General features: G+C 63.4%; 12 protein-coding genes. 3 read left to right on the top strand and 9 right to left on the bottom strand.

From position 1 onward, the window contains the following. Nucleotides 1–13: 13 nt before the first annotated feature. The 3 genes from H5P29_RS10540 (at nt 14) to H5P29_RS10530 (ending at nt 1954) form a co-directional block, all read left to right on the top strand. Nucleotides 14–607 (top strand): NAD(P)H-dependent oxidoreductase, encoded by a 594-nt coding sequence (locus H5P29_RS10540; protein WP_185910327.1) that lies wholly within the window; start codon nt 14–16, stop codon nt 605–607. A 68-nt stretch (nt 608–675) separates the two neighbouring features. After that, the gene (locus H5P29_RS10535; RefSeq protein ID WP_067958149.1) at nt 676–1152 is read left to right on the top strand and encodes a DUF992 domain-containing protein; all 477 of its coding nucleotides are present in this window, start codon (nt 676–678) and stop codon (nt 1150–1152) included. Nucleotides 1153–1321: 169 nt separating this feature from the next. Next, nucleotides 1322–1954 (top strand): LysE family translocator, encoded by a 633-nt coding sequence (locus H5P29_RS10530; protein WP_067966179.1) that lies wholly within the window; start codon nt 1322–1324, stop codon nt 1952–1954. A gap of 73 nt (nt 1955–2027) precedes the next feature. Here H5P29_RS10530 and H5P29_RS10525 read toward each other — a convergent pair whose 3' ends face one another. The 9 genes from H5P29_RS10525 to H5P29_RS10485 form a co-directional block, all read right to left on the bottom strand. Next, entirely contained in the window at nt 2028–3524 is a 1497-nt protein-coding gene (locus H5P29_RS10525) for a hypothetical protein (protein ID WP_154386938.1), read from the bottom strand. A gap of 147 nt (nt 3525–3671) precedes the next feature. Next, on the bottom strand, nt 3672–5069 hold the full coding sequence (locus H5P29_RS10520) for an NAD(P)(+) transhydrogenase (Re/Si-specific) subunit beta (protein WP_185910326.1): 1398 nt from the start codon (nt 5067–5069) through the stop codon (nt 3672–3674). A gap of 1 nt (nt 5070) precedes the next feature. Continuing rightward, nucleotides 5071–5493, bottom strand: a complete 423-nt coding sequence (locus H5P29_RS10515; protein WP_067958142.1) for a proton-translocating transhydrogenase family protein — start codon at nt 5491–5493, stop codon at nt 5071–5073. Next, nucleotides 5493–6848 carry a Re/Si-specific NAD(P)(+) transhydrogenase subunit alpha gene (locus tag H5P29_RS10510; protein ID WP_185910325.1) on the bottom strand — a complete coding sequence of 452 codons (1356 nt, stop codon included), beginning with the start codon at nt 6846–6848 and terminating at the stop codon, nt 5493–5495. Before H5P29_RS10510 ends, H5P29_RS10515 begins: the two co-directional genes overlap by 1 nt. Before the next feature lie 288 nt (nt 6849–7136). Continuing rightward, entirely contained in the window at nt 7137–7385 is a 249-nt protein-coding gene (locus H5P29_RS10505) for an aa3-type cytochrome c oxidase subunit IV (RefSeq protein WP_067958134.1), read from the bottom strand. Nucleotides 7386–7832: 447 nt separating this feature from the next. Beyond that, nucleotides 7833–9146 carry an ABC transporter substrate-binding protein gene (locus H5P29_RS10500; RefSeq protein ID WP_154386423.1) on the bottom strand — a complete coding sequence of 438 codons (1314 nt, stop codon included), beginning with the start codon at nt 9144–9146 and terminating at the stop codon, nt 7833–7835. Nucleotides 9147–9193: 47 nt separating this feature from the next. Then, a complete protein-coding gene (locus H5P29_RS10495; protein WP_067958128.1) occupies nt 9194–9973 on the bottom strand; it encodes a hypothetical protein in 780 nt (259 codons plus the stop codon). A gap of 156 nt (nt 9974–10129) precedes the next feature. Further along, nucleotides 10130–12439, bottom strand: a complete 2310-nt coding sequence (locus tag H5P29_RS10490; RefSeq protein ID WP_067958125.1) for a bifunctional diguanylate cyclase/phosphodiesterase — start codon at nt 12437–12439, stop codon at nt 10130–10132. Between the two features lie 139 nt (nt 12440–12578). Further along, on the bottom strand, nt 12579–16055 hold the full coding sequence (locus tag H5P29_RS10485) for an indolepyruvate ferredoxin oxidoreductase family protein (RefSeq protein WP_154386422.1): 3477 nt from the start codon (nt 16053–16055) through the stop codon (nt 12579–12581). Nucleotides 16056–16191: the final 136 nt, after the last annotated feature.

The following is a 16191-nucleotide window of genomic DNA, read 5'->3' as shown; positions in this document are numbered from 1 at the left end:
ACGAGGCATTGCCGTGAACTGCCTCGTCGTGCTGTCGCATCCGCTGCCCTACAGCCTGAACCGACATTTCGCAGAGACGGCAATCGCCGAGCTCACCGGCGCCGGCCATCAGGTCGAGCTGCTCGACCTCTACCGCACAGCTTACGATCCGCGCCTGACACCCGCCGAGCGTAGCTCCTATTACGGCGAGCGCTTCGACGCATCGGCACTCGACGCCCACCCAAAAACCTTGCGCGAGGCCGAGGTGCTGGTGCTGGTGTTCCCGACCTGGTGGTTCGGCCTGCCGGCGATGCTGAAGGGCTGGGTCGACCGGGTGTTCGCCCCTGGCATCGCCTTTGATCACGGCAGCAATTTCGGCCCGATCAAGCCGCTGCTCGGCAAGCTCCGCCATGTCGTTGTCATCACCACACTCGGTAGCCCGTGGTGGATTGACCGGCTGCTCATGCGCCGTCCGGTGCGCCGCATCCTGAAATGGGGTGTGTTCAAGGCTTGTGCGCCGAAGGCCCGCTTCGCCATGCTGTCGTTTTATGCCGCAGAAAAGCCGCAGCCGGAGCGCGTGATGCGTTTCGCTGGCGAGATTCGCCGGCGATTGCGTGAGATCGGCTAGCCGCGCCTGAAGGAACCTTTCGGCGGCTATGCGGTTGATATCGCTTCATGCCTGAAAGGATTCCCCCAATGAAAAAGCTCGCCATCCTTGCCCTTGCCCTGGTGCCCTTTGCGGCACCCGCACACGCGCAGTTCGGCGCCAAGCTCGGCATGCTCAGCTGCACCGTCAACGGCGGCACCGGCTTTGTCATCGGCTCGAGCAAGGACATGCAGTGCACGTTTACGCCAGCCTTCGGCAACCGCGCCCAGGAGATCTATTCCGGCCGCATCAACAAATACGGCGTCGACATCGGCACCACCACCGGCGGCGCGCTGGAATGGCTGGTACTGGCGCCGAGTCGCGACGTCTATGACCCGGGCGGCCTCGCCGGCAACTATCTCGGCGCGACAGCCGAAGCGACGGTCGCCGTCGGCCTCGGCGCCAACGTGCTCGTCGGCGGCTCCGGCCGCTCGATCGCGCTGCAGCCGGTCAGCCTGACCAACCAGACCGGCCTCAACGCCGCCGTGGCGATCGGCGCGCTGCAGCTGACCGCACCTCTCAAGTAAGCTGCAGTCACCGTTTCAAAGTGCCGGGGTGCAAACAGCGCTCCGGCATTTTTTGTGCCGATGACGCGGCATCTGCCGCAATCGTTCGGTCGCACTTGCCCTCTTTCCCGGTTCGAGATTTCCGGGCATTTCTGCGCCCAGCTGGAGATCCAGCGCGGAGGGAATGTGAATGCCCGAGACAGCCAGCCTGATCGCATTTGCTGCCATTGCCCTTGGCATGGTGCTGACACCGGGCCCCAACATGATCTACCTGGTGTCGCGTTCGCTGAGCCAGGGCCCCAGGGCCGGCCTGATCTCGCTCGGCGGGGTGGCGCTCGGTTTCATCGTCTACATGCTGTGCGCGGCCTTCGGCATCACGGCGCTGATATTCGCCGTTCCTTACGCCTATGACGCCATCCGCTTCGCCGGCGCCGCCTACCTGCTCTGGCTCGCCTGGCAGGCCCTTCGCCCGGGTGGACGTTCGCCCTTCCAGGTGCGGCAGCTGCCCAAGGACACGCCGCGCAAGCTGTTCGCCATGGGCTTTCTCACCAATCTGCTGAACCCGAAGGTCGCCGTGCTCTATCTGTCGCTGCTGCCGCAGTTCATCGATCCGGCCGACGGCAGCGTACTGAGCCAGCTTCTGGTGCTCGGCACGATCCAGATCTCGATCAGCATTACGGTCAACGCACTCATCGCCATCTCCGCCGGCTCGATCTCCACCTTCCTCGCCAGCAACCCCGGCTGGGTCGCGGTGCAACGCTGGCTGATGGGCACGGTGCTGGCCGGTATGGCCGTGAAGATGGCAACCGAAGCCCAGCGCTAAAGTGTGTGGCGGTTCTCCGTCCGGAATTGCGCCAAAAAAAGAGATCCGCGATTCGAAGAATAGCGGAAACGCTCTAGACGGCCGGATCAGCCGGCTTGATGCGCCGGCGCGCGGCGGGCCGCGGCTTAGACGGATCGGGGTCCGCCTTACGGCCGAGATCGACGGCGTCGCGCAGCACGTCGAGATGGCTACGCGGGCCGCGCTCACCAGAAGGCAGCACCTCCCAGCCCTCGGCCGCCGTCGACCAGTAATTGGTGTGGGTGAAGATACGGCCGAGCGCCCAGGTCAGGCTGACCTGGATGTTGAGGATGCCGGGGCCGAAATTTTCGACCAGCGGTCCGGAGATCGGATCGCCGGTCAGCCAGCCATTGCCCTTGTCGTGGATGTTGGTCCAGCGCGTCGCGGAAAAGACCGCAGCGTGGTGTGGGTATCTAGGCGACCGCGAGGGGTAGAGGATGTTGGGGTTCTTGCCCTCAGACACCGGCGGGCATGTCGACAGCAGCCGCTCGTCGACCGCCTTGGCGAAGTCGGCCGCATTGTGCGTAACGAGGAACTCGGCATGGGTGAGCGGGCTGCCGAAGGTGACGAAATCGCTGACCTTCCAGCTGTCGAGCTTGTCGGACGGTGCGGTGCTCAGCTGCCGATAGAGCTGCCATTGCAGGCCGCGAAACTCAGCCAGCTCTGCGGCATCCATCGTGACCTTGGCGCGCCCGGCGCTGTCGATGGGCAGCGCCTTCTTGCCGACAGCGCGGAACGCCTTGAGCAGCTCCGGCTCGCTGCGCCTGTTGCGGCCGCTCGGCGCGCGTTCGGCCCACAACAGCTGCAATATGTCGTAGGCGACGATGGTGCCCAGGCTGTGGGCGACAACGACGATGCGGTCATAGGCCGGGTCGTCGTTCAGCCCGCGCAGCAGCGCCAGCCCCCTCTCCCGCACCTCTGTTCGCTTGACGATGGTGTCGGGCTCGGCCCGGACATAGATGGCGACGTCGCCGAAATAGGGCACTAGGAACTGGCTGACCAGCCAGCCGACGGCCACGGCAGCGATGCTCCAGACCCAGCCGGGGAAGAGCACCTTGCCCAGCCCGAACCACTCGATCAGGTTGGGAACGATGAGCAGCGTAGCGATCAGCGCAGTGACCGCCCAGGCGGCGATGTAGAGCCGCCGTGCATCGACGGGCACATCCGACCACTTGCGCAGCAAAAGGCCCCTCACCCAGGCTACAAGGCGCTGGACGGTGGTGCCCTGAGTAATGTCGGACCAGTAGAGCTCGTAGAACTCGGTCCGCCGTCCGTCGACGTCATCGGGCGTGGTGATGCGGCGCAGCTCGTAGGACCGCGCGCGCCGGTCAGGGTGGACCCAGCTCTTGTTGATCAGGCCATCACCGTCGGGATCCGGCTTGCGCGCACCGAACTTGCCTTCCGTCCGACTGAGATCGGAACTCCAGACAGCACTGACGAAGCTGCGGATGGTATCCATCGGCCGCTGCTCGCCCATGCCGTGGACGATGACCACGGCCTGGCGCGCATTGTCCTTGGCCGCAGGCCGTATTGGTGCGGGGCTGACATTCATCGCAAATCCCCCCTGACAAGAGCGAAGACTATTCAGCAAGCAGACTGTTCAGAAACAGGGGCAGCCTATGCCAGTTCAAGGCAACAAAAAAGCCCGGGTGTTGCCGGGCTTTTGTTTGTCGGGGTGTGGAGGGGCTGATGTGTTGTCTCAGTGATCCATGGCCTTGACGATTTCTTCGGTCATCTTCTTGGCGTCGCCGAGCAGCATCATGGTGCCGTCCTTGTAGAACAGCGTGTTGTCGATGCCGGCATAGCCGGAGCCGAGCGAGCGCTTGACGAACAGGCAGGTGCGGGCCTTGTCGACGTCGAGGATCGGCATGCCATAGATCGGCGAGCTCTTGTCGTCACGTGCCGACGGGTTGGTGACGTCGTTGGCGCCGATGACATAAGCGACGTCGGCCTGCGAGAACTCCGAGTTGATGTCTTCGAGCTCGAAGACCTCGTCATAAGGCACGTTGGCCTCGGCGAGCAGCACGTTCATGTGACCGGGCATGCGGCCGGCGACCGGGTGGATGGCGTATTTGACTTCCACGCCATTGGCCTTGAGCTTGTCGGCCATCTCGCGCAGCGCATGCTGGGCCTGGGCCACAGCCATGCCGTAGCCCGGCACGATGATGACCTTCTGGGCGTTCATCATCAGATAGGCGGCGTCGTCAGCGGCACCTGTCTTGACCGTGCGCTGGATGCCGTCGTCGACAGCTGCCGCCGTCTCGCCGCCGAAGCCGCCAAGAATGACCGAGATGAACGAGCGGTTCATGCCCTTGCACATGATGTAGGACAGGATCGCACCCGACGAGCCGACCAGCGCACCGGTGATGATCAGCGCGAGATTGCCCAGCGTGAAGCCGAGTGCCGCAGCTGCCCAGCCCGAATAGGAGTTGAGCATCGACACCACGACAGGCATGTCGGCGCCGCCGATCGGGATGATCAGGAGCACGCCGAGCACAAGCGACAATGCCACGATCAGCCAGAAGATGGTCGTCGACTGGGTGGTGACCAACAGCACGATCAGCACGACCAGACCGATGCCGAGGGCTGCGTTGATCAGGTGGCGAGCCGGCAGCATGATCGGCTTGCCCGACATGCGGCCATCGAGCTTGAGGAAGGCGATGACCGAGCCGGTAAACGTGATGGCGCCGATGGCAACGCCAAGGCTCATCTCGACCAGCGCCTGGCCGTGGATGGCGCCGACGGCACCGATGCCGAAGCTTTCGGGTGCATAGATGGCTGCGGCTGCGACCATGACGGCGGCCAGACCGACGAGGCTGTGGAAGGCAGCGACCAGCTGCGGCATCGAGGTCATGGCGATGCGCCGGGCGGTGACCGCACCGACGCCGCCGCCGATGACGAGGCCGAGCACGATCAGGCCGAGGCCGCCGGCAGAGGGCTTGGCCAGCGCCAGCGTGGTCACGATGGCGATGCCCATGCCGACCATGCCGTAGGTGTTGCCCTTGCGGCTGGTGGTCGGATGCGACAGGCCACGCAGCGCCAGGATGAACAGGATGCCGGAGACGAGATAGAGGAAGGAAGCGAGGTTCAGGGTCACGTCACTTGTCCTTCTTCTTGTACATCGCCAGCATGCGCTGGGTGACGAGGAAGCCGCCGAAGATGTTGACCGAGGCCAGCACCAGGGCGACGAAGCCGAAGCCGGTGGCAAGGCCGGAAGCGGCGATGCCGACGGCGAGCAGCGCACCGACGACGATGACCGAGGAGATGGCGTTGGTGACGGCCATCAGCGGCGTGTGCAGGGCCGGCGTCACCGACCAGACGACGTAGTAGCCGACGAAGATCGCCAAAACGAAGATGGCGAAGCGGAACACGAACGGGTCGACCGCCCCGCCGGTGACGGCATGTGCCGCATTGCCGGCAGCTTCGGCCGCACCTTCAGATGTGGCGAGATCCTGGACGCCGAGCCGGACGGCGGCAACCGCCTGGTCGAGCTGGTCGAGGGCTTTCTGAAGACCTTCCATCACGCGTCTCCCTCAGATGATGTCTTCGCGCCGGCGCTTGGCGCCGACTTCTTGGCAGTGGCTTTTTGGGCAGCGGGCTTTTTCGCAGCCGCCGGTTTGTCCGCTTTGGCGGCGGCCGGCTTCTTCGCCGTTGCCTTGGCAGGAGTTGCGCTATCGCTCGCCGGGTCGTCACCGCGGTTCTGGCCGGCCACGATCGGCTTGGGCTTGTCCGCAGCCGCAGCGGCATTGGCGAAGTTCGGATGCACCACCTTGCCGCCATCGGTCAGCATGGTCGCCTTGACCAGCTCGTCGTCGCGGTTGATGGCGATCTGCTTGGTGGTCTTGTCGACCATGGTCTCGAGGAAGGCGAACAGGTTCTTGGCGTAAAGCAGCGAGGCGGAGGCAGCGACCCGGCCCGGCACGTTGAGATGGCCGACGATCTTTGCCCCATTGGCCGTGGTCACGACCTTGCCCGGCACCGCACCCTCGACATTGCCGCCGCGCTCGACGGCGAGGTCGACAAGCACCGAACCCGGCTTCATCGAGGCGACCATTGCCGCAGACACCAGCTTCGGCGCCGGACGGCCCGGGATGAGTGCCGTGGTAATCACGATGTCCTGCTTGGCGATGTGCTCGGCGGTCAGCGCCGCCTGCTTGGCCTGGTACTCCTTGGACATCTCCTTGGCGTAGCCGCCGGCGGTCTCCGCTGCCTTGAACTCCTCGTCCTCGACGGCGAGGAACTTGGCGCCGAGCGAGGCGACCTGCTCCTTGACAGCCGGACGCACGTCGGTGGCCGTCACGATCGCGCCCATGCGGCGTGCGGTGGCGATCGCCTGCAGGCCGGCAACGCCGACGCCCATGATGAACACCTTGGCAGCCGGAACCGTGCCGGCCGCCGTCATCATCATCGGCAGCGCCCGGTCATATTCGGCAGCACCGTCGATGACCGCCTGATAGCCGGCGAGATTTGCCTGCGACGACAACACGTCCATCACCTGGGCTCGGGTGATGCGCGGCATGAACTCCATGGCAAACGCCGTCACCCCCGCCTTGGCCATCGCCGCCACACCGGCCTCGTTGCCATAAGGATCCATGGTGGCAAGCACGGCAGCACCCGGCTTGTAGCCCTTGACCTCGGCCTCCGAGGGACGGCGCACCTTGAGCACCACATCGGCCTTGGCGGCATCGCCGGCCTTGCCGATGACAGCCCCCACCGCCGCATAATCGGCATCGGGAATGCGCGACAAGGTGCCTGCACCCGTCTCGACAACAACCTCGAAGCCAAGACCCACAAGGCGTTTCACCGTATCCGGTGAAGCCCCCACACGGCTCTCAATCGCATCCAACTCTCTGGGTATGAATATCGTCTGGCCCACCGTGACGTCCTTTCGGCTGGAACCTTACCAAACGTAAAGTGCCGGACGCACACAGACGCGTCGGCGCCTTACCAACGAAATCGACTGGGCTAGTGACGAAAAGACCGCCGACGCACCCGCACCAAAAACTTATCAGGACCATGCCCTGCCGGGCGCTTCGCCGGCAAGGTTATTGCGTGCAGCCGCTTTTGGTCCACGCCCTTCGCAGGAAGACCGTCGGTTCAGCTTCGACCGGAAATTGGCCGTGACACGAACCGGCGCGGGAACCCGGCGGCTGCCGGAAATCAATCAGCGGATATGGGTCGGCACGTCGCGCAGCAGATAGCCGCCGACGCCGCAGATGATCAGAAACAGCACGAGGCTGGAGAAGAAGCCGGCCGGCGTAAAGAAGCCGAAGGCCATGGCGATCATCAGCGCCACGCAGAACAGCGTGCCGTATTTGGACAGCATAATGAACATCGAATAGGTTTTCTCGTGCTCGGCGTAATCCATCTGCGCGCCAAGTTCGATCGGGCCGGTCGGCGTGGTATCAGCCATGAGAGTCCCCTCCGGAAAACGAGTTCAAGGGCACATACCTAAATGCGCGCTGCAGGGCAATGGAAAGATTGCCCCTTTGGCTGCGACAAGATTATCAATCCCCAACGGGGAAATAAATGCTCATTTGATCAAACGCAAGCGTTTGTTGCGAAAGCGATGACTGATATTGCGATGCCGGAATGGTGGCGGGTTTCGAAAAGCAGGGTGGCTGGCAGTGCGGAGGTGCCGTCCAGATGCGAATGAAAGCCTAGCTGACCTGGTTCGCGACTGGTCAGGCTGGGGCGGGTTCAGGTTGCGGCGGTTCAGGCCGGAAGCCTTCCGACTACCTGGGTGCGCCGGGCTCCGCACTGGCGGTGGATGAGGGCGAGAATGAGTTCAGCATGATCAGGCAAGGGCACGCCGCCACAGCGAGAGCCGCGCCGATTACTGGCCAAGGGGACAATGATGCTAGTTCTTGCAAGCCTTGTTGAGCGACCATGGCGCATGCGACGTGGCGAACTTGTTGGCTTCCTGATCGACCAGCGGGGCGATCATCTTGGCATCGGCGGTCAGCGGGTGCGATGCCTTGACGAAGCGGTTGCCGTCCCACTGCAAAAGCCAGGCGCTGCCATTGCCGGCATGGTTGGCGCAGGTCGTCGCGAACGGGCCGATCATGCCTGACATGCCGAGGGATGCCAGCCTGGCATCGTCGATCTTGAGGTTCTCCAGCCCCCAGCGCATCTGTTCGCCGCTGATCAGCCTTTTGTCGAAGTGCTCCTGGGCCGCCTTTATCGCCTCGGCCGACAGCATCGAGATCATGACGCCGCGCTGGTAGAACAGCTTGTCGGGCGCCTCGGCAGGCGTCTGCGACTTGCCGGCGTTGATGACATATTTGCGGATGTCCTTGATCACCTCGGCATCCGGCACTGGCAGGTTCCACGACAGGGCGCGATAGCCCTTGGCCGCCTCGCCCACAGCCTTCAGGTCGTCGTCATGCGCCGACCACCAGATACCGACGAGCCTGTCCATCGCAAAGCCCGATCTAACCGCCTCGGCCAAGGCACCCGCATTCATCGCGCCCCAGCCCCACAAGAGCACAAAATCCGGGCGCTCGGCCTTGATCTTCGCCCATTGCGCCGACTGGCTCTGCATCTCCTTGGCCGCCACAGGCACGGGCAGCAGCGTGAAGTCAAAACTGTCGGCATATGCCTGCAACAGCGGGATCGGCTCCTCGCCATAAGGACCGTCGAGATGCAAAAGCGCGATCTTCTTGCCACGCAGATTGTCGAGGTCGTCGCCCGATATGCCCTTGAGCATCATCGAGGCGCCGTCCCAGTAGCTGACCGGAGGATTGAAGGCCCAGGGAAAACGCTTGCCGTCTGCCATGGCCGAAAAGCCGTATCCCGGCGCGAGCACAGGTACCTTGTCGACGCTGGCCTTGGGCAGCAACTCAAGAGTGATCGCGGGCGACCCGGGCTGGGTGACAAGACTCGACGCCTTGGCCTTGTCGTAGCACTCCAGAGCCTTGTCGACGCTGAAGCCGGTCTCGCACTCGTCGTAGTTCAGCCTGATGCCGTTGATACCGCCGTCGCGCTCGTTGAGCATCAGCATGTAGTCGCGCTGGCCGTCCATCAGCGGAGTACCGGCATCGGCGAAAGGGCCGGTGCGAAAGGTCATATTGGCGACGGTGAGCGTGTCTCCAGCAGCCAGCACCGGAGCGGGCAGGATCATCCCGAGCAGCAATGCGGCCCGCAACAGGTGTTTTGTGGTCGGCGTCGTCATTGTTCCCGCGGATTCCGGATCACATTGCCGCCGACCTTACGCGAAGCTCAGGCGGCTTCGCGAAAATATTTTGCCGTCGGCAGGATGGTCAGCGGCGCGAGCTCGCCCATCGGCTGCCTGCTGAACATCAACCTTTGTTCCATCGGCGTCGACTTGAAGAATGGGAAACGCTGGAACGAGCGCTCGCGGATGCTGTTGACGTCGGCGCGATAGAGCACGACCTGGTAGTTGAGGCCGGGATAATCGCGCAACTCGCCGATCTGCTCCGACTTGTAGATGCGGCGGTAGAAGCCGGCATGCTCGGGACGAATGGTCGACAGGCAGTAAGGCGCGTCGAAATAGAAGCAGGCCATGCCGGCAAGGCGCAGCGTGAGATAAGGTATCTGCGGATAGACACGCGACCAGTCCGGATCTGCAGCGAAGCGGCTGGGATCGACGAAGTTGGCGCCGGCCGCCAGCTGGGGGCGCAGGATATCGCCATAGACGGTCGTCGACGGCGACGCCGGCGTGTCGCGACAGGCATGATGGATGCGCAGCGTGCTGACCAGTTGGCCATCGATGTAGATGCCGAATTTGTAGCAGTTCTCGGCATCGTCGAGATCATCATGGATGGTGTGGTCGGGATTTTCCGACACCATGTCGCTCAGACGGTACGACTTGTAGCGGAGGCGATAGATGTCTTCGAGGTCTTCGCCCTTGTCGCAGCGCCGGTATTCGGCCCGCTCGAGCAGACTTGAAACATGGCTCGCGAAACTCGAGCCTTCACCGGACACACTGCCACTCTTGACGTCGGCGTCGCCGCCGGACGTCGCTTGATGGATCGTCATGGTATTCCCCGTACTTCCGCCCAATCGAAGGGTAGCGGAGGCCGGTTTGATGTAAAGATAAAATTCAAAATGTTCCTATTTACCTTCCATTAAGGTTAACAATTAATGGAAAAACAAGCGTTTTTGCCAGTTGCGCGACCTGCCCTTCCGCTTACTTTATCGACGGGCTGAAATGCGTGCGAGACCGATGTCCTTGGCAAAGGGCCAGACGGTGTTGGACATGGTTTCAATGCCGGACGACGACAGCGCCGAACCGAACAGGAAGCCCTGGACGAGGTCGGGGTGGACCTCGACAGCGAGGATCTTGAGCTGTTCGAAGGTCTCGACGCCCTCGACGGTGACCGACAGGCCGAGCGGCCGTGACAGGTCGACGATGCCTTTCAGCAGCTTCAGCGAGCGCGGATTCTGCGCGACATCGGCAAGGAAGCTGCGGTCGATCTTGACCTTGTCGAGCGGCAGCTTGTGCAGATAGCTCAAGCTGGAATAGCCGGTACCGAAGTCATCGAGCGCAATGCGCACGCCCAGTGCCTTGAGTTCCTCGATGTAGCTGCGCGTCGACGACTTGTCGTCGAGCAGCGCCGTCTCGGTGACTTCGATTTCGAGACGATGCGGCGCGAGGCCTGAAGCCACAAGCGCGCCGCGGACCTTCTCGACTACATCGCGGTCGCGGAAGTCCTTGGCGGACAGGTTGACCGACACGCCGATCGGCGCCGGCCACTTGGCGCATTCGGCGCAGGCCGCCTGCAGCACGAAGGTGCTGATGTCGGAGATGATGCCCATCTCCTCGGCGAGCGGAATGAAGGTTGCCGGCGAGACCGGGCCAAGCTCTGGATGGTCCCAACGGCACAACGCCTCGCAGCTGGCGATACGCATCGTGCTCATCGAAACGATCGGCTGGTAGACCACGCGGAGCGCGCGCGCTTCAACCGCATTGCGCAGATCGGCCTTCATCAGCTGGCGATTGCGGAAGGCGGCGTCCATCACCGCCTCGAACAGCTGCCAGCTGTTCTTGCCGGATTCCTTGGCCTTGTAGAGCGCGAGGTCGGCCTTGACGATCATCGCATCGACATCGGATTCACGCACCTTGCCGAGCACGGCGCCGCCGCTGGCCTGGATGCGCAGCACATGGCCGGCGACATCGACCTCGCCCTGCAATTCGGCGAACATGCGGTCGAGCATCAGCTTGAGATGGCTCTCGTCATCGACCTTGTCGAAATAGATCATGAACTCGTCGCCGCCGAAGCGGCTGACCTTGACGGCATCGGAGGCAAACGCTGCCAGCCGCTCGGCGACGGCGTAGATCAGCCCGTCGCCGACAGGATGACCAAGCGTGTCATTGACGCTCTTGAAGTCGTCAAGGTCGAGCACGGCGAGCGCGCACAGCCGTTCGCGGTCGCCGGAGAGTACGCATTCAGCCGCCACTTCATGGAAATAGGCGCGGTTGGGCAGCCCGGTCAGGCCATCGTAGCGGGCCATGAAACGAATCTTCTCTTCGGCGGCGACACGAGCTGTCACGTCCTCGAAGGTGATGACGCCAAGCTCCTGGCTGCCTTCGCGCGCCGAGAACTCCAGGCACTGGCCGTTGGCGAGCGAGACCAGAACCTTGCGGTCCCTGCCCTCGCGCAAAGCGCGGGTCAGCTGTGCCTCGATGTAGCGGCAATCCTTGAGCGCGAGTTGGCCGCCGGCGACGCCGCGCATCAGCAGGCCATGGATCGAGCGGCCGAGCAGCGCCTCGGGCGATTTGACCGACATCAGATGCGCAGCTTCCGCGTTGGCCACAGCCACGCGACCGTCGGGGCCGAGCATGACCAGGCCGTGCGACATGGTGTTGAGGGCACGATTGAAGCGCTGGGCGATGCGGTTGGCCTTCTTCTCCTCCGACACTGCGGTGAACAGCACGTCGCGCACCGTGTCGGCGAATTTGCGGATGGCGTAGAGGAACGGCGCTGACAGCAGGCCCAGGAAGACGTGGTAAAAATCGCCACGCAGCAGAAAGCCGAGCGAGATCGCCCAGGTCATTGTCACGGTGAAGATCATCACCATGCGCGGCGAGCCGTAATTGCGGCCGGCAATCGAGGTGGCCGATGCAAGCGTCACGCAGACCGAGGCGATTTCGGCGAAAGGATCATAGGCGAAATATATGCCGGCGAGGCAGAACGAGCCCAGCGCCAGGCCATGCAGAGTGCCATAGAGGATGTAGTCGTTTTCGCGCTTGTGCGCTTCTTCCCACGTCGTGGCAGCCGGTAAGCTGTTGTATTTGCGGAAGTTTCGCATGCGCAACGTGGCGACGAGCACCATGAACAGCGCAACGACAAGATAGAGCGGGTGAGCGGTTTTCCACCAGACGACGCCGATCAGGACCGTCTGCGCAACCATACCAACAGCCAGCGTCGCGCCATCGCGGAAAAGCGTTTCCACGAAGGGTATGTAGACGTCGACCGGTATCTCGTTGTTTCTTCTGCGCATCCGAGGCCTGCCTGGGAGGCCAAGGACTGCCACATCCACCTTAAGAAAGGCTTAGAAAGCGCGCACTTATACGCCAGTAACGCCACTCAATCGCGTGCCACAACTTCTAATTTAGGTTCAGGTAAACAAGTCGTATCGCCTATTCGGCAGCCTGGAGCGTGGGGCTTACCGGCGCGGCAGCCAACCTCTTGACCAACCGTTCCCGTTCCCCCGATGCCTTGTCGACGCTGGCATGCTTTACGTGACCATAGCCGCGGATCAGCTGCGGCACCGATGCCAATGCGGCCGCAGCGTCAAGATTGTCGCTCGTAAGTGCGCCCCGGATCAGCTCGAGATCGGCCTCGTAGCGGTCGAGCAATGCACGCTCCATACGTCGCTCGGCGGTGTAGCCGAAGATGTCGAGGGCACCACCCCGCAGGCCCTTCATCGCCGAAAGCAGCCTGAAGCCCTTCATCATCCACGGACCGAAGCTCGATTTGCGCGGCACCCCGTCAGCACCCTTGCGGCCGAGGATCGGCGGCGCAAGATGGAACTCAAGCCGGTCGTAGCCTTGGAATTGCTTGGCCAGCTCGCGTTGGAACGAGCCGTCGGAATAGAGCCGCGCAACCTCGTATTCGTCCTTGATCGCCATCAGCTTGAACAGCGAGCGCGCCGCCGCATCGGTGACGATTGTCGAGCCCGGCTTAGCCTTCTGCTCGGCGGCGCGGAGCGCGGCGATGCGGCCGGTGTAGCGCTCGGCATAGGCAGCGTTCTGATAGGCTTTCAGGAACGCGGCGCGGCGCGCGATCATCTCATCGAGTGTCTGGGCGACGACAGGCTCATCGCCGCGGGTGGTCCGGCCGATCATGGCGCGGACGAACTCCGGATCATGGGCGGCGCGGCGGCCCCAGCGGAACGCCGCGACATTCATCGCCACCGCTTCGCCATTGAGAGCGATCGCCTTTTCGACCGCTTCAGTCGACAGTGGCAGGCCGCCATGCTGGAAAGCAAAGCCGAGCATGAACATGTTGGCACCGAGCGAATTGCCGAACAGCGCAGATGCGGTGCGGGTGGCGTCGAAGAAATGCGCGTTCGCCTCGCCCGCCGCATCGCGGATCATCTTCTTCAGCCGCTCCGTCGGCAGCGAAAAGTCGGCCGAGCGCGTGAACTCGCCGGGCATGATCTCTGCGGTGTTCGCGACGAAGATGGTGTGGTTTTCGCGAACCGCCGCCAGCACCTTCTTGGCGCCCGACACGACGAGGTCGCAGCCGAGGATCAGGTCGGCCTTGCCGGCCGAGACGCGGATGGCGTTGATGTCGTCCGGCGAACGGGCGATGCGGACATGGGTGAACACCGAACCGCCCTTCTGGGCGAGGCCGGCCATGTCGATCATGCCGCAGCCTTTGCCTTCGAGGTGGGCGGCCATGCCGAGGATCGCGCCGACGGTGACGACACCAGTGCCACCGACGCCGTCGATGATCGCTGCCCAGCCGTCGCGGTCGAGCGCAAAAGGCTTCGGCTCCGGCACACCCTGCAACGCGTCACTGGTTCCGGCGATGCCTTCGGCCTTGCGGATCTTGGCACCATGCACCGTCACGAAGGACGGGCAGAAGCCGTTGACGCAGGAAAAGTCCTTGTTGCAGCTCGATTGGTCGATCTTGCGCTTGCGACCGAACTCGGTTTCGACAGGCTGGATCGAGACGCAGTTGGACTTGACGCCGCAGTCGCCGCAGCCCTCGCAGACGAGCTCGTTGATGAAGACACGCTTGTCCGGATCGGGAAAGGTGCCGCGCTTGCGGCGACGGCGCTTCTCGGCAGCGCAGGTCTGGTCATAGAGCAGGACGGTGACGCCCTTGATGTCGCGCAGCTCGCGCTGAACGAGGTCGAGATCGTCGCGGTGATGGAAGGTTGTACCGGCAGGAAACTGAGAACGGCCGCCATATTTGTCCGGCTCGTCAGTGACCACGGCGATGCGCTCGACGCCCTCGGCACGGACCTGGCGGGCAATCATGTCCACGGTCAGGCTGCCTTCATGCGGCTGGCCGCCGGTCATCGCAACCGCGTCATTGTAGAGGATCTTGTAGGTGATGTTGGCATCCGAGGCGAGCGCGAAGCGGAGCGCCAGCGTGCCGGAGTGGTTGTAGGTACCGTCGCCGAGATTCTGGAAGATGTGCTCGCGCTTGGTGAACGGCGCCTGGCCGACCCATTGCGCGCCCTCGCCGCCCATGGCGGTGAAGCCGACGGTGCTGCGGTCCATCCACAACGACATGAAGTGGCAGCCGATACCGGCGCCGGCGATCGAGCCCTCAGGCACCTTGGTCGAGGAATTGTGCGGGCAGCCGGAACAGAAGAACGGCGTGCGCGACGCCACGTCCTTGGTGTCGGCCAGCATCGCCTGGTACTGGCGCAAGCGGCTGACGCGGGCGGCGATCTCTTCCGACGGGCCGATGACCTTGAGCACGCGCTCGCCGATGGCAATGGCGATGTCGTTGGGGTCGAGCGCGCCCTTGGCCGGAAACAGCCAGTCGCCGCGCTCGTCCCGCTTGCCGACGACCTTGGGCTGCCTCGAGGTGCCGTAGAGCTCCTCGCGCACCTGAACCTCTAGCAACGAACGCTTTTCCTCGACGACGACGATCATCTCGAGGTCACGGGCAAACTCCCTGATGTGCTCGATGTCGAGCGGCCACGGGCAACCGACCTTGAACAGGCGGATGCCGAGCTGGTTGGCGCGACTCTCGTCGATGCCGAGATCGTCGAGCGCCTGGCGCACGTCGAGAAAGCTCTTGCCGACGGTGATGATGCCGATCTTGGGTTTGCGGCCGCCGGAATAGACGATGCGGTTGATGTTGTTGGCGCGGATGAACGCGGACGCAGCCGCCCGCTTGTATTCGTGCAGCCGCGCTTCCTGACCGAGCTGGTCGAGCTCGTGGCGGATGTTGAGCCCGCCTGAGGGCATGTCGAATTCGGGGATGACGATGTTGAGCCGACCGAGCGAGGCATCAACCGAGGCCGTCGATTCGATGTTGTCCTTCACGCATTTGATTGCCGCCCAGGTGCCGGCGAAGCGCGACAGGGCAAAGCCGTAGAGTCCGTAGTCGATCAGCTCCTGCACCCCGCCCGGATTGAGGATCGGGATCATCGTGTCGACGAACAGGAACTCGGTGGCGTGTGCGTTGGTCGAGGATTCGGCGGTATGGTCGTCGCCCATCAGCGCCAGAACGCCGCCCTTCTTCGAAGAGCCGGCGAGATTGGCATGACGGAAGACATCGCCCGAGCGATCGACGCCGGGACCCTTGCCGTACCAGACGGAAAAGACGCCGTCGTGCTTGCCTTCGCCCATAAGCTCAGCCTGCTGCGAGCCCCAGCAGGCCGTGGCGGCGAGTTCTTCGTTGAGACCGGGCTGGAAGACGATGTTGGACTGCGCCAGCTGCGTCTTGGCTTTCCACAGCTGCAAGTCGAGGCCGCCAAGCGGCGAGCCGCGATAGCCCGAGACGAAGCCCGCCGTATCGAGGCCCGCGAGCCTGTCGCGCTCGCGCTGCATCAGCAGCATGCGGATGACGGCTTGCGCGCCGGATAGAAAAATCCGCTCCTTGCCCAGATCGAACTTGTCGTCGAGAGCGACGTCGTGAAGCGTCATCAGCATTTCCTGTGCCCCAACCACCCTCGATTCGGGCGGCTGACCTTGGGTAGCTTAGCGATAGCTTTTCCGGGCGCGGCTGTCGCGTCAAACGAAATTCTTTGCCTGGGAAAAAGAACAATCGAAGGTGCCGATC

The sequence above is a fragment of the Aminobacter sp. MDW-2 genome, assembly GCF_014250155.1.
GTDB classification, from domain to species: domain Bacteria; phylum Pseudomonadota; class Alphaproteobacteria; order Rhizobiales; family Rhizobiaceae; genus Aminobacter; species Aminobacter ciceronei.
This window is presented reverse-complemented; position numbering and strand designations above follow the sequence as displayed.

Coding starts and splice junctions, on each gene's coding strand:
- H5P29_RS10535 (WP_067958149.1), top strand. CDS start 676: ATGAAAAAGCTCGCCATCCTTGCCCTTGCCCTGGTGCCCTTTGCGGCA.
- H5P29_RS10530 (WP_067966179.1), top strand. CDS start 1,322: ATGCCCGAGACAGCCAGCCTGATCGCATTTGCTGCCATTGCCCTTGGC.
- H5P29_RS10525 (WP_154386938.1), bottom strand. CDS start 3,524: ATGAATGTCAGCCCCGCACCAATACGGCCTGCGGCCAAGGACAATGCG.
- H5P29_RS10515 (WP_067958142.1), bottom strand. CDS start 5,493: ATGGAAGGTCTTCAGAAAGCCCTCGACCAGCTCGACCAGGCGGTTGCC.
- H5P29_RS10505 (WP_067958134.1), bottom strand. CDS start 7,385: ATGGCTGATACCACGCCGACCGGCCCGATCGAACTTGGCGCGCAGATG.
- H5P29_RS10500 (WP_154386423.1), bottom strand. CDS start 9,146: ATGACGACGCCGACCACAAAACACCTGTTGCGGGCCGCATTGCTGCTC.
- H5P29_RS10495 (WP_067958128.1), bottom strand. CDS start 9,973: ATGACGATCCATCAAGCGACGTCCGGCGGCGACGCCGACGTCAAGAGT.
- H5P29_RS10490 (WP_067958125.1), bottom strand. CDS start 12,439: ATGCGCAGAAGAAACAACGAGATACCGGTCGACGTCTACATACCCTTC.
- H5P29_RS10485 (WP_154386422.1), bottom strand. CDS start 16,055: ATGACGCTTCACGACGTCGCTCTCGACGACAAGTTCGATCTGGGCAAG.